This is a genomic window from Thermocladium sp. ECH_B (assembly GCA_001516585.1).
GTDB lineage: Archaea > Thermoproteota > Thermoprotei > Thermoproteales > Thermocladiaceae > Thermocladium.
The window spans coordinates 23,033-36,136 of record LOBW01000010.1 but is presented as its reverse complement, the minus strand read 5'-3'; the positions used below and the strand labels follow the sequence as shown (position 1 = coordinate 36,136).

Below are 13,104 nucleotides of genomic sequence, written 5' to 3'. Positions count from 1 at the left end.
GTTTAATAATTCACCCTTCAACTCAATGAGGGACTTGGGGTTATTAATCATATACGTCACCTCATTAATTAGTTCACGCATGGTCTCGAGGAGGGGCATGACATCGTCTAGGTCCCTCATCACCATCTCCCTTAGTTCCAGGGATGGCTGCATCATCATTATCCCGGATTCCTTGACGTAGTCAGTATAGAATCCTATTCTCCCCATGACTGGGGCAAGTATGGCGAACTCATTCTCATCGATGGGCCTAAGGGAGGCGAGGCGAAGCCTTATGCCGGGGGCCGACTCAATCACGCTTAACTCAATTACTTTATTCCCAACTTCACTGGTCAACTTATATCTGGTGGATTCCATTGATTGCTCTTCTATGAAGACATTATACATTACATGGATAGCATGATTTATGCATTTTTAAAAGTTACTATTAAAAATCGAGACGAAATTCAATATTGGATTATTGTTTGCCGAGGGGCCCAATGGCCTCCTTACCCACCAATTTATTAACCATGGCAACCCTCTCATCAACCCACTTCTGTATCTCGGCAACCTCCTTCGGCGTCACGTGGGAGAAGCGTCCCTGCATCTTGAGGAACTCGGAGACTGGCTTCCTAGTGGGCACCCTGGTGGTGACTGCCCACGTTCCATGATCATACTCAACATTTATCCAGTAAGCCGTCTCTATNGCTTTCTTCGCNATCTCCACGGTCTTGCTCTCATCATACTTCCATCCAGGCGGGCACGGCGATAAAACATGCATGAATGTCGGGCCCTCCCTGCTATACTCCAATGCCTTCTGGATCTTATTCGACATATCTATTAAATCGGAGATAGTGGCGGTAGCCGCGTACTTGACCCCATGGGCGAGAACTATATCGAATATATCCTTCTTGACCTGGGGCTTGCCGTGCAGCACCTCGCCAACTGGGGTAGTGGTGGTCCATGCATACATCGGCGTGGCGCCGCTCCTCTGTATTCCAGTGTTCATGTAGGCCTCATTATCATAGAGGAAGTACATCACTTTATCCCCCCGCTCCAGCATGCCGCTGAGGCTTTGCAGCCCTATATCCACTGTTCCACCATCGCCGGCCACCACCACAACCCTCGTGTCCCCATTCCGCCAAGCGCCCTTCTTGCTCAGTATATCTATTCCCTTCCTGACGCCGCTCGCGACCGCAGCCGCATTCTCGAACGCCACATGTATCCATGGATTACGCCACGCCGTGTATGGGTACGTAGTTGTCGTGACTTCAACGCATCCAGTGGCGTTAGCAACTATAGTGTTCTCCCCAATATACTTATTCAGCCACCTGATAGCTATCGCCGCACCGCATCCAGCGCACATGGCGTGGCCCGGTGCGAATCTCTCGTTTTGAGGCAGGTCCCTAATCGTCCTTAATTGCTGCATCACTCCCTCACCCCCATGAATACTACCTTGCTCTCATCCAGCTTAGTCAAGTCCTTGTATATGTTTAGGAAGTCATTTATGTACATTGTCCTCTGCCCAATTCCATGAATGACATTAAGCGCAGGCTTCGTAGTGCCCCTCATGAATAGCGTGGACACCACATCGGTATAAATGGGGCCCGGGGATGGGGCGCCATAGTATATGGCTCTATCCACCACGGCGAAGGCCTTCAACCCATTTAAGTATGAGTAAATTTCCTCCGCCGGGAATGGCCGTATAACATTCAGCTTCACGGCGCCGGCCCTTATCCCCATGGATCTAGCCCTATCAACTGCTGCCCTAACGAAGCCCCAGGTCACTCCATACGAGACTATTGCGTACTCGGCGTCCCCCATCATGTAGCCCATCACGGGCGAATACTCCCTGCCGAATTTTCTTCCAAAGGAATCCATGACCTCCGCAATGACCTTAATTGAGTCCCGCATGGCCTTGTATTGGCTGAACTTTATCTCGTAGTACCAGTCAGGTCCAGCTATTGGTCCCATGGATGCCGGCTTCGCTGGGTCAAGGGTGTGCCACTTGCCTTTCGGTATGAAGCTCAGCACCTCATCCTTATCGGGCAACTCGACGCCTTCCACCGTATGGCTCACCACGAATCCATCATACGTCACCATCACTGGCAGAAGAACCCTTTGATCCTCCGCTATCTTGAATGCTTGAATAATCATGTCGAAGACCTCCTGTGCATTAGATGCATTCAGCATTATCCAACCGGTCTCCCTCGCATTCATTATATCCATGTTATCGTTATGTATGCTTATGGGGGCCGATAATGCCCTTGATGGGACCGCCATAACTATTGGAAGCCGAAGCCCCGCCGCTATGTGCAGTATTTCATGCATTAATTCAAGGCCTTGGCTTGAGGTCGCGGTGAATGCCCTTGCACCCACTGCCGCGCCTCCAATAGTCGCGCTTAGGGCCGAGTGCTCGCTCTCCACATGTATTAACTCTGCGCTTAATTCACCGTTGGCAACGAACTCGCTTAGTTTCTCCGCTATGGTGGTTTGGGGGGNTATTGGGTAGATTGCCACTAGATCTATATCAGCCATCTTAGCAGCGTAGGCGGCCGCGTAATTACCGGTTAAAGCAACGCGAGTGGGGCCCATCTCCTTCCGTGGAGCGCCCCGTAAAATTGCCGTGCTACTCATACTCGCTCACCATATCTATGGCCTTCACGGGGCACTCGTTAGCACATATTCCGCATCCCTTGCAGTACTCATAATTCACTTCATACGTGACGCCGTACTTGTGCCCCTTCTTGGTCACGTACGGCTTATTTAATTCCTGTATTATTCCCTCCGGGCAGTACGCCCAGCAAATGCGGCACCTCGTGCAAGCATCCTGATTTATGACTGGTTTCTTGGTTCTCCATGTGCCGGTACGGACATTAACTGTGCTTCCCGGCTCCAACACGATGCCGCCGATCGCTAATTCCCTCCATGAAGGTAATGTGCTCATAGCATGGTCGCCTCATAAGCCTTTAGGACTAGATCCTTATTTATTGAGAGCACTTTGCCGCTGAAGTACTGGGATAGAGCTGCCGTTATGCTGTCTATCCTCATGAAGTCCCCCAGCACTCTAGCCACTGCGCCAAGCATTGCGGTATTCACTATGGGTTTGCCCAGCAACTTCGTTGCCAGCCCAGTTGCATCCAGGTAAACTATTCTTGGGCCGCTCAGGTTCACGGGGCTCCTTGAATTGATTATTAGGTACCCATCCTGCTTTAGGCCAGTAAGCACTTCAGGTATGGAGAGAAGCGACTTATCTAGGACTATTATGATATTTGGATTAAGTACCGGTTCCCGATCCAGAATTGGTTCAGTGCTTATCTTTGTATACGCCTTGACCGGGGCNCCTCTTCTCTCTGCCCCATACTCGGGATAGGACTGGGCGTACTTGCCTTCCATTATCGCGGCGGTAGCCAATGCCTGGGCCGCCGTGACCGCGCCTTGTCCGCCCCTCCCATGCCACCTAAGTTCTATCACGGTCATGAATTGTTAACGCAGGAGGTATATTTATAAACTTTCATTCTTTCTAAATTATAGATAATTATATTTACTTCAATGCGCTCTACGGTGGACGTGAATAATGAGAGATGCATCACTAGGGCGAGGAATGGCTTGAAAAACTATTAGAAAAGCATCGCGTAATATCCCCTAATCCATACGCTGTTGGAGGATTACGCAAAAACCCGCATTGCCTATCCCCCATTAATCCCTTAATTTTCACGGGAATTCCTCTTGTCCAAGACTTCGCCCAGCTTATATATGCCGGCCGCCCATGAAAATATCAGAATGAGGCCTATGAACAATAATGGAACCGGGCTTCCAAGGGCCTTATTTAATAGCCTCAGCACAAATAAGATCNCCATCAATGTGGCCCAGGAGTAAGTCAGTAACTCAATAATGGTTCTCATATTGATCGCCATATCAGTATCGTTATTAAGGATAATACAAATGATAATGCGAATGCGGCATATATTGACTTTATTATGCCCACCTCATTCATTGGCTTATCGATGACTATCATTCTCACTAAGGTTAAAACGCCTCGCCCCTCCCTGTTCGGGTACACGATGCCCTCCACTACCTTGGTTGGCCTATTTAATTTGCTTCGCCCCTTTATGCCGCGCGATGAGAATATTATCAATACTCCATTAATTATATAGGGGAGAGCCGCAATTAAAACAAAGGTGGATGCGCCCGTGTATAGGAATAAGCCGCTCAATATTGCCCCCAATACATGCGTGCCGCCATTGCCGTTGAATACCTTAGCTGGATAAGCATTAAACACTAGCAGCACTGCCGATGCAGCCATGGAGGATAAGGATAGGTAAATCGTTGATTGNTCATGCATTAATAAGCCATATGCCAAGGGAACCGCGGAGATTATTACCATTGAGAACGGCACCACGCCGTTCACTACATCCAACATATTCACGGCATTGGAGAACACTATGTATGAGGCAAGCGTTATTGCCCCAACAAGCAATACATCGCCGAATCTACCTATTAACGGCACATATATGAGCCTCGGCATTAAGCCGAATGCGTAGAGCAGCACTGGGTAGCCAAATGATATAGCAACCCTCAGGTACTCATTAACTGAATACACGTCATCCAATAGCCCCACTATGCCCATCACGAGGGGAACAGTGAAGAACGCTAGAGCCACTTTGCTTAGGGGGCTCCAGAGCAGCCACANTATGGGGAGCGCCGCCAATAAACCGATTCCACCTATCTTGGGAATTAATGGCTGATTCACCTTATGTATATCGGGCGCCAAGACGCACCTGCACTTAGTCACCATGTAAAGCACGATCGCCTCCGCAATTACTGCTGGGATTATTGGGAGCAACTCCATGGATATATCCCCAAATTCCTATGCCTATAGCCCAACTTATTAACGGCATATGACATCATTATTGGGAGCGCGATCGTGGCGTCAGAGAAGATGAATGTGGATTTAGCGCTGGGCTTAACCTTGCCCCAGGAAATGGCCTCCTTAGGCCTGGCTCCACTTAATGATCCATCCCACTCAGTGGCCGTGGTCACGTAAACCACGTAGTCCAGGCCCTCCTTGAATTGGCTCCACCAAATCACGTGGTGCTTGCTGATGCCTCCCCCAATTATTATTGCCCCCAATTTCTTGCTTGAGTAAACTATATCCATTAATTCACGCTCATCCTTAATCACGTCAACCAGTATGCCCGGCCTATTCCTAGCCCTCCTCATATCGTTAAGGGTCAACATGGCTGTGCCGAAGGCCCCATCAACGAAGCCCGGCACGTAAATTGGGACACAGGTACGCGAAGCCGCCCTTATTATGGATGCGTCATCGCTTAGCCTATTCCCAATGCGCCAAATCAATTCCCTGACCCCCATAACTCCCTCTACATCGTCGAGGGATCCATGAACCGCCTTCTCTATGAGGGGACCATAATGCTCCTTCCTAACGAATACATTGCCTATTCTATTTATTCCCTCCCTAAGTAAGTCACTATCATTCGCATCAAATGTTCCCCTGAAATAGATTCCGCCCATGGACTTGGCAATGTCGTGATCAAGGGTTCCAGCGGTGGTTATCACGATATCGGCGAAGCCCCTCTCAATGANCTTGGCGAAGAGGCCCCGGAGGCCCGTTGCCACTAGGTCGGCCGTGAAGGACAGCATTATCGTGGCGTCGGGATCGGACAGCATCTGCATCATTATGTTCACGCCATCGTATAGGTGGCCAGCCATGAAGCCGCCGCTTTGGCCGAATGCATTTATCAATTCATCAATGGTTCTTATGGTTGGCTCCACATCCAGTACCGAATGATTATTCTCCATTGATTGGGGGACAATATGTTTATTTAATAATTTTTATTTCGCTTATATATCCTTGCTTTTGGAGATCCAGTATCATGCTTCTAACGTTCCTAGGAGTCGTGTTTAGCTTGGAGGCTATTTCCTCTATCGAGTTATTGCCGTCAATCAGTTTCGCTAGTTCCCTGTATTTCTCCCCCACATCGGTTAAGGGACGGGCCGGGACCGGGATCTCTGCTCCGGGTATTTTGTATAGGTAAATCTTGTGGCTTCTCCACTCCTCATATAGGTCCTCAGCTATTACTGGTTTCCACCCAATCATTTCAAAATCATGACTGACGACGCGCGTGGCGGGCCTAAGCTCCTTCTCCAGCTTGGGCCTTAACCTCTCGTTAACGCTGGTTAGGAGATACATGGTGACCACGTCGGCCTCGGATACCGGTACCTCGAAGAAGTTGCCGTTAATCACCGTTACCCTATCCTCTAGGCCTAGTTCCTTAATGCGTCGCACGCATTGCTCGTACAAGTCTTTCCGTATTTCAACCCCATAAGCACGGGCGCCGAAATCGCGGGCGGCCGTTATTATTATCCTGCCGTCGCCGCAGCCAAGGTCGAACAAGACCTCGCCGGGTTTTACGTTTGCTAATTGAAGCATTCTCTTGACCACTACCTCTGGCGTGGGCACGAAGGGCACATCGTAGACCATAATCAAGCTAATATTTACAGCAAAATAAATTTTTCTTCAAAATCCGCTTGATTGTAAAGGTAAGGGCAAGCGGTATCTGCGGTAGGGACATAGTGATCCAGGCCCATGTAATGTTGCGGCTAAAGGGAACCAATAGATGGGGCCGATCATATTTATCATTTATAATTGAAAATAATTTATAATTCAATTCCAATGCATAATGGGTTATCCTTAAAAAACAAAAATTAGGAATTGATAAATGCTAAGGAGCACCACGATTTACTTGCCTAGGGCGCTCTACGAAGAAACAAGCAAGACATGCTTATCCAACCTACTAAAGAGCTTCCTAGCCAGAAGCGATAGAGAAACAATGCTCAGCGCAGCATTCCAGGACGAAAATATATTCTCCAAGGTATGCGGAAACAACGACAAAATACGCTACCACCTGAAGACGGATGCATCGACGCTGAACTCGCTTAGAAGCCTCTCCGCGGAGATGAATGCGACCCTGAGCGACTTAGCATCAATCATAGTATATATTTCAATACACGAAGAAACGCTAAGGGGNTTAACCATTGGAAAAATACTATGTAGACATTTCGGAGATGGATATAAACACGGAATGATGGAATTGGTATCGATATTCCTAGGAGAATACGATGAATTCAACCATAGCAATGTAATGAGGCAAATACGCGAGAGACATAGCGATGAAATAAACACATGCATGGATTACGTAGATGAGGTGATCGGCTTCCTAATAGATAGATACGGCGCACAGAGGCTAATGTTATTCATTAAAAACATGGAGATGATCGACATCATTCCCCCATTAGGATCGGAATCAATGCCTTAAGATACCTTGTATTCTATATTAAGTGTTACAGACTATCTGACCTCCTCCCCGCCATTTGGCGAGGGCTCTCNAAGGTCTAGAGGGTTACGCCCCATTACGGGTGCCACTCGGTTATGATCCACAATGAATGACCTAATAAAACGAACGACAAGCCTCGCCCTTCAGAGCGGGGAGGAGGGCAGAACGACATTCGTATTCCCAACACTCTTCGTCGCCAATTCATACATGGCGTACCTATTCCTCTGTCTAGTCTCAATAATAGGCGCTGCGCTAACTTTCACAATAATACCGGAGACGAAGGGTTTGGGGCTCGAGGAATCTCAGCAAGACTATCGGAAGCCCACTAAAAATACCTTCATGGTTATATAATGCATTACTCAAGTTATTTACATTATAAAACTCATTATTGTAAATAATTTAACAGTAATTAGTTGTTGCACACCACTTACTAGTTCTATTGTTAAAATGTAAAGTATAGCTAAATATTGAATTAATATAGAACATAGTAATCACAGCGTGTGTTTTAGGTATTATTGCCTAAGCTTCTCAGGACATAGGAATCAAGTAGTGCTTCATTGGTATTTTGAATTTTTGTGGGTATGACTTGGTGGGATTTTATTCTGGGCTCAAGATCTTATCTTACTTATTTAATGATATATTTTATTCTGTGCATGTTTGTGATGTTTGGTTTGTTGTTATATATATTGTTGCTGTGCATGTTATTGTCTTTATACCTAGTGGTGTTTGCAGCGTTACTTGCCAACTAGCTACGTAGCTAGTTGGTGGTGATAGGGCGAGTTGAGTTGCCTGCCCCGGCGAGATACCTCCAATATATATAGTAGTATTAACTGAATGAGACTGGATCTCAACAGGTAAGTACTCAGGTTGTAGGTTTATGGTTACGCCATCGTCATAGGTCACAGTAATACTTGAACTAATAATGCTTATTGTGTACGGATTTGGATTCCTAAGCCAAAAATCCATATAAAAAACGACACTAACAAGGGAACTCTGGCTTGAAAAGCCCCAATTACTAGAAACAACGACAGGCGGCTTAAAGGTAATGTATGGATATAGAAATATGAGAGCCACAACAATAACCGCAACCAATGCAACCAAAATCACAGTACGAAGACGCATATGGGAGCAAAGTTAAAACTAGTTATTAAGTATTATGTAGTTATGTCCTTCATCGTCTTCATTAACTTGGAGATGCCTGCCTCATTTAGCTCAACGTCCTCTATATAATCAATGCCATTATTAAACATTTTAGTCTTCGCTTCACTCGGTATTTTATGGCGAGCGACGAGCATTGCCTTCCCTGGCTTAAATTGCTTGACGTATGGTATTACTTGCTCATCAATATCGTCCCTCCAATCCTCATAAGTTAACGCCTTACACTCAATTAATGCATCAATCTCCTTACCTGACTTAATGAAGTCATTAACGTCATCGAACCTACCCCTTACAATAACAATGTCGGGCCTAACGGCCTTTCTCCCATGCCCAGCTAGGGTTCTAATCTGGTTGCTCTCCCTCGCATATTCGGGGCTTGGGAATACATGTATTGCTGGGTCTACCTGGAACTCGAGCCATATAGTGAATGCGCCATGCGGCGTGTCAAGTATTGCGTAACTCGTTCCCCCGCCCTGCTCAAACCAAACAGTAACCAATTCATTGGTAAACGGTTGCTTCGCTTCCCAACTCCTCCGTATTAATCTCCTCGCGCCTAGCGCCTCCGAGATCTTCACGGCTACCCAATTCTCGTAAACGAGAGACATGGTCGTCCTAATTCCCTGAATTCTACCGGAGTCGTTTGGTATGCTTAGCTCGGTGAAGTAGTAAATCCTTGGATTATTAAAGAAATTACTTAGCCTTGATGCGTGGCCCATGAATCTTAACTTGCCACCAAGTGAGCTCCAGTAATCCTTAGCCTCGCTAGCCATTGTCACGTACTCGCTAATTAATTCATTCAGTAGGTTCCTTAGTTCGGGACTTTTGATCTTGAAGTTAACGTCGCCCAGCCAATCTAAGGCTTCCTCAACGTTCTTAATGGGGCATTTCGTATGATCGATCCCAACATAATTACCTGGTGGGCATCTGATGACTGAGCCATAGCCGCTTCTACTGAAACTGAATATATATAGCCAAGTGAAGGCATTGCTTGGTAACTCATAAATGTACTCATCATCCTCCTGCCTAATTAATTTACCAATCTCAGAAATATGAATAAGCTCATTACCAATAAGGGCATAAATATACTCGGAACCATGAGTACCACCCCGCCTCCGCTCACGAATAAGCATGAATTATTAGAGATTAGTGATAATATAAATTTATGTAGATATAGCAAATTAATTTTTCATTGCATGCTTATGATAGTAGTCGGCAAGTTGATCCCTAGGTCTTCCGGCACCCTCAGCACCAATATAACTCAGGAACAGCCTCTGTTAATGCTAACGAGGAAGCCAACCTTCATACAGGACGTGGCTCAAAGCCTACACATACCCTACGCCTTAGCGCACATGCATTTAAAAATATTGGAGGAATCAGGCTTAATAGAGGGTTCCTACGTGGTGGAGGAGGCGCCGAGACCCCACTTAAGAAAGATGTACAGGGTGAAAGATTTCACCTTAGTAATAGACAAACAACTTCTGAAGCAATTGGCGGATCGATCCAAGTGAGAATGCCCTATGCATCAATAGTTGTAATGCTGGTTTCAGGCCTAATGATAGGTGCAGGAGTTCCAGTGGCCTTATTCTACATGGCGTTTAAGGTTGGTTCATGACCGTTCCTCCTAGCTGCAACAATACTAGGTGCCTTAGCCATATTCTGCTGTAATAGCCATAGTGGCTTTCGTTCCAATAATGGATAGCATTGACGAGCAGGTGAAGGTTATGAGCAATCAATTGAATACTTATAGAGCGTTCATAAGGAGCATTCTTGAGGAGCTTGATGATGTTAATGCAGTGCTTACGGATATTAGGAATGAGTTAAAGAAGGTGAGCGAACCATGAGTGAGCTGAAATATGCTAATATTAGTGACGAGGAAGTCATGGATAAGATTAAGGAGCGGATTAGGGAAATGAAGCAATTGCTCAGCGAAATAAGGGATATGCTGGAGGTGAGGTGATGGCTGAGAAATTCGACAAGTACTATGAGTACTTCAGCAAATCATCAAGGAGCAGGGGAATTAGGGCAGGTCGACTAATTAACCTAGGCATAGTGAAGATTAATTTAGGCGATTCATCCATAGGGATAGGCTTTAGGCGTAGCGGTAAGACATTGGCCTCAGGCATTATTGAGGGAGAAAATGTAAATATAAAGGATCCACCTAATGATGTTAAGGCAGTTAAGGGCAAGTATGTTTATGTGGAGGGCGGTGATCTAGACGTAGTTGAAGGCAAGGAAATCACTTTGGTTAATGTCAGGATTAGAAAGGTCATCGGCAAGCGGATAACGATGACGAATAGTTATGCCGAATCTATTGAGGCTGAGGAATCTAAGCTCATGAATACTAACGCCTCCTTAGTGGTGGTAAACAGGGGCACATTCATAAACTGCAATATAGATACCCTTGAGTACAAGGAGTCCTATAAGGTGATTAACACCATGGTGAAGAACATTAGGCGAGTCGATGATTATGGATGAAGCCAATGCTTTGAAGAGACAGCATCTTGAAAATTAATAAATAAAATTCAGTGCTTGAAGCAAGATATGGGGTTGCGTGCGGTTCTCATGTGGCATTGCACATGTGGATAAGTAATTGGTGAGTGCGTCGCGGCTAATTTAATGCCTATTTCCTCCTCATGAGCAGTAGGGCTACTATGATTATTAGAATCACAATTAATGCGGCCACGGTCACTATCAGTATCGGGTTGTACCCATTGATTTGAATAGTATAATGGTTGCCTTGTGGGGTGAATGTGATTTGAATAGTATAATTACCCATTGCCTTGATTGCGCCAGATCCATTTAATGCAGTGAAGCCGCTCGCCGTCGCCGTGTATTCATATGTGCCCGGCGGCAACCTGATCATGGTGAGGGGAGCATTAATGATTTGGCTTGTGCCATTTATGGTTAGATTCCATGCATGTCCAATGGGTAGACCAGTTTCCTTAATGGTTAGGTAGGAGTAGCGGGGCATGGATAGTATGGCTATGGATCCATTATTTAGGGGCACATATAGGTAATTAAGGGCGCCCTGGATCGGCTGTGAGGACGTGGTGAGCGTTAAGTTGTTCATTATTGTGGTGCCGCTAACTATAAGGAGTCCCCTATTGGTTGGGACATAGATGAAGCCATTCCTTGAGTCGTAGGTGGGGGCCGCCGTTGCGTTTCCTATCCCTATCTCGGCAATTATCCTAGTCCCATTAATTATATACAGGCTCGACGATGATGCGATGTATACTAGGCCCGTCAATGGATCCATGGTTGGTGTTAATGGGTTGGATCCAATAGTTACATTGGCGATTACTCTAGTCCCATTAATTATGCTGATGGTATTACCGCCATTATTTGGCACATATATCAATTTATTAATCGAATCATAGAGAGGAGTCTCTGGGTTCCTCCCAACGGGCACTGTGGCGATTATATTTACTCCATTGATTATGGTCACCGAGTCTCCATAGTAATTAGGTATGTAGGCGTATCCATTAACGCCAATAGCTGGGGGAAGCGGATTATTNCCCACCGTGATTGACCCAATTAATTGCGTGTCCCTGATTATGGTGATTGCGTTTCCATAATGATCAGCGACATATATGTACCCATTAATTGGATCAAACACTGGCCGCTGCGGGTCATCCCCTGTCTTGATCACGTTGATCATATGAGTGCCGTTAATTATGGTTACGGTGCTCCACTCAGTGTTGGGGACATAGATTAATCCGTTTGGCGCAGCTAATGGAGTGGCGGGACCCGGTGGGACTCTGATCGCCGCAATGACTTTAGATCCATTCACGGCAAGAACGATATTATCATTAGTAATTGATATATACGTTAAGCCATTGTATCGGTCATATATTCCAGAGACAGGGCCAGTGCTTCCCGGTATCGTGCCCATCATGGTTACCTGAACCGCATTGATGGTTACAGCCATCGCTAGCATTGCTAGTAATATTACTAGTTTCCTCATGTGTTGAGTTGGGAGTGGGCGTTATTTAAATCATTACTAATTGAATGTAAAAGGACGACGCTGGCAATTATGACTTGTCCCCAATTAATAACTGCGAAGGAAATCATCATTCAAGAAATGCCAGGAATAATTAATGAATTCAAGAAAAGCCTAGCCTAAAGTCAACGGATAATCACTGCAAGCCAATGCGGGGTAATAAAGCCATGTAACGCAATATATAGCTTAATCATTATTCAAGCAATCCAAGCCTTCAAGTATTCAAATATATAGAACCACAATCATAAGCAAAAATAGATGCATCATAGTAATTGCATTATAGTAATTATTGCTAAAGATGCGTATTTATGATTGGATTTCTTGGCGCAATGTTTATATTTGCGTTACCATTAATTGGACACGCAGTTGACCAATCACGCATCAATTACTTCCCCTTACTTCGCAAGGAGTCCTCGCCGTGCCTCTCTTACGTCGCGTGAAGAAGTCTGTGTCTATGCTTGATTAGGATTGCGAGGATCATCGCCATGGCTATGATGATTGCGGCTGCGTAATCAAATGGTGTTGATCTTTCCCTTGCTGACCAGTTTAACGTCGTTCTCATCCACGTGGGCTGGTTCGGCGTCTAGGAGGAAGGCGTTGAATAGCCGCCTCTCG

At 45.9% G+C, this 13,104-nt stretch carries 14 protein-coding genes and 2 pseudogenes; 5 read left to right on the top strand and 11 right to left on the bottom strand.

The features are described 5' to 3' along the window. From AT710_02345 to AT710_02305, 9 genes and pseudogenes are all read right to left on the bottom strand, one after another. A pseudogene (locus AT710_02345) lies at nt 1-384 on the bottom strand. Nucleotides 385-454: 70 nt separating this feature from the next. Then, nucleotides 455-1,405 carry a pyruvate ferredoxin oxidoreductase gene (locus AT710_02340; protein ID KUO92783.1) on the bottom strand — a complete coding sequence of 317 codons (951 nt, stop codon included), beginning with the start codon at nt 1,403-1,405 and terminating at the stop codon, nt 455-457. Then, nucleotides 1,405-2,613 (bottom strand): ferredoxin oxidoreductase, encoded by a 1,209-nt coding sequence (locus tag AT710_02335; GenBank protein ID KUO92782.1) that lies wholly within the window; start codon nt 2,611-2,613, stop codon nt 1,405-1,407. The genes AT710_02340 and AT710_02335 overlap by 1 nt, the downstream gene beginning before the upstream one ends. After that, a complete protein-coding gene (locus AT710_02330) occupies nt 2,606-2,923 on the bottom strand; it encodes a pyruvate ferredoxin oxidoreductase (GenBank protein ID KUO92781.1) in 318 nt (105 codons plus the stop codon). Before AT710_02330 ends, AT710_02335 begins: the two co-directional genes overlap by 8 nt. After that, nucleotides 2,920-3,450 (bottom strand): hypothetical protein, encoded by a 531-nt coding sequence (locus AT710_02325; protein KUO92785.1) that lies wholly within the window; start codon nt 3,448-3,450, stop codon nt 2,920-2,922. Before AT710_02325 ends, AT710_02330 begins: the two co-directional genes overlap by 4 nt. Nucleotides 3,451-3,683: 233 nt before the next feature. Then, nucleotides 3,684-3,881 carry a hypothetical protein gene (locus AT710_02320; GenBank protein KUO92780.1) on the bottom strand — a complete coding sequence of 66 codons (198 nt, stop codon included), beginning with the start codon at nt 3,879-3,881 and terminating at the stop codon, nt 3,684-3,686. Further along, the gene (locus AT710_02315) at nt 3,878-4,828 is read right to left on the bottom strand and encodes a hypothetical protein (GenBank protein ID KUO92779.1); all 951 of its coding nucleotides are present in this window, start codon (nt 4,826-4,828) and stop codon (nt 3,878-3,880) included. The genes AT710_02320 and AT710_02315 overlap by 4 nt, the downstream gene beginning before the upstream one ends. Next, a complete protein-coding gene (locus AT710_02310) occupies nt 4,810-5,796 on the bottom strand; it encodes a deoxyhypusine synthase (GenBank protein KUO92778.1) in 987 nt (328 codons plus the stop codon). Before AT710_02310 ends, AT710_02315 begins: the two co-directional genes overlap by 19 nt. A gap of 19 nt (nt 5,797-5,815) precedes the next feature. Continuing rightward, the gene (locus AT710_02305) at nt 5,816-6,478 is read right to left on the bottom strand and encodes an RNA methyltransferase (protein KUO92777.1); all 663 of its coding nucleotides are present in this window, start codon (nt 6,476-6,478) and stop codon (nt 5,816-5,818) included. A gap of 238 nt (nt 6,479-6,716) precedes the next feature. Between AT710_02305 and AT710_02300 the strand changes: the two genes are divergently transcribed. Both AT710_02300 and AT710_02295 read left to right on the top strand, forming a co-directional pair. Continuing rightward, on the top strand, nt 6,717-7,313 hold the full coding sequence (locus AT710_02300; GenBank protein KUO92776.1) for a hypothetical protein: 597 nt from the start codon (nt 6,717-6,719) through the stop codon (nt 7,311-7,313). 123 nt (nt 7,314-7,436) lie between these two features. Then, nucleotides 7,437-7,682 carry a hypothetical protein gene (locus AT710_02295; protein ID KUO92775.1) on the top strand — a complete coding sequence of 82 codons (246 nt, stop codon included), beginning with the start codon at nt 7,437-7,439 and terminating at the stop codon, nt 7,680-7,682. 803 nt (nt 7,683-8,485) lie between these two features. On the opposite strand, the gene AT710_02290 is transcribed toward AT710_02295, so the two are convergent. Beyond that, nucleotides 8,486-9,619: a hypothetical protein gene (locus AT710_02290; GenBank protein KUO92774.1), complete on the bottom strand. Its 1,134-nt coding sequence runs from the start codon at nt 9,617-9,619 to the stop codon at nt 8,486-8,488. A gap of 69 nt (nt 9,620-9,688) precedes the next feature. On the opposite strand from AT710_02290, the gene AT710_02285 reads away from it, so the two are divergent. From AT710_02285 to AT710_02275, 3 genes and pseudogenes are all read left to right on the top strand, one after another. Next, on the top strand, nt 9,689-9,997 hold the full coding sequence (locus tag AT710_02285; GenBank protein KUO92773.1) for an ArsR family transcriptional regulator: 309 nt from the start codon (nt 9,689-9,691) through the stop codon (nt 9,995-9,997). A 2-nt stretch (nt 9,998-9,999) separates the two neighbouring features. Further along, nucleotides 10,000-10,330, top strand: a pseudogene (locus AT710_02280) (hypothetical protein). A 115-nt stretch (nt 10,331-10,445) separates the two neighbouring features. Then, complete coding sequence (locus AT710_02275; GenBank protein ID KUO92772.1) at nt 10,446-10,964, top strand: hypothetical protein; 519 nt, start codon at nt 10,446-10,448, stop codon at nt 10,962-10,964. A 145-nt stretch (nt 10,965-11,109) separates the two neighbouring features. On the opposite strand, the gene AT710_02270 is transcribed toward AT710_02275, so the two are convergent. Next, complete coding sequence (locus AT710_02270) at nt 11,110-12,453, bottom strand: hypothetical protein (GenBank protein KUO92771.1); 1,344 nt, start codon at nt 12,451-12,453, stop codon at nt 11,110-11,112. Nucleotides 12,454-13,104 lie beyond the last annotated feature (651 nt).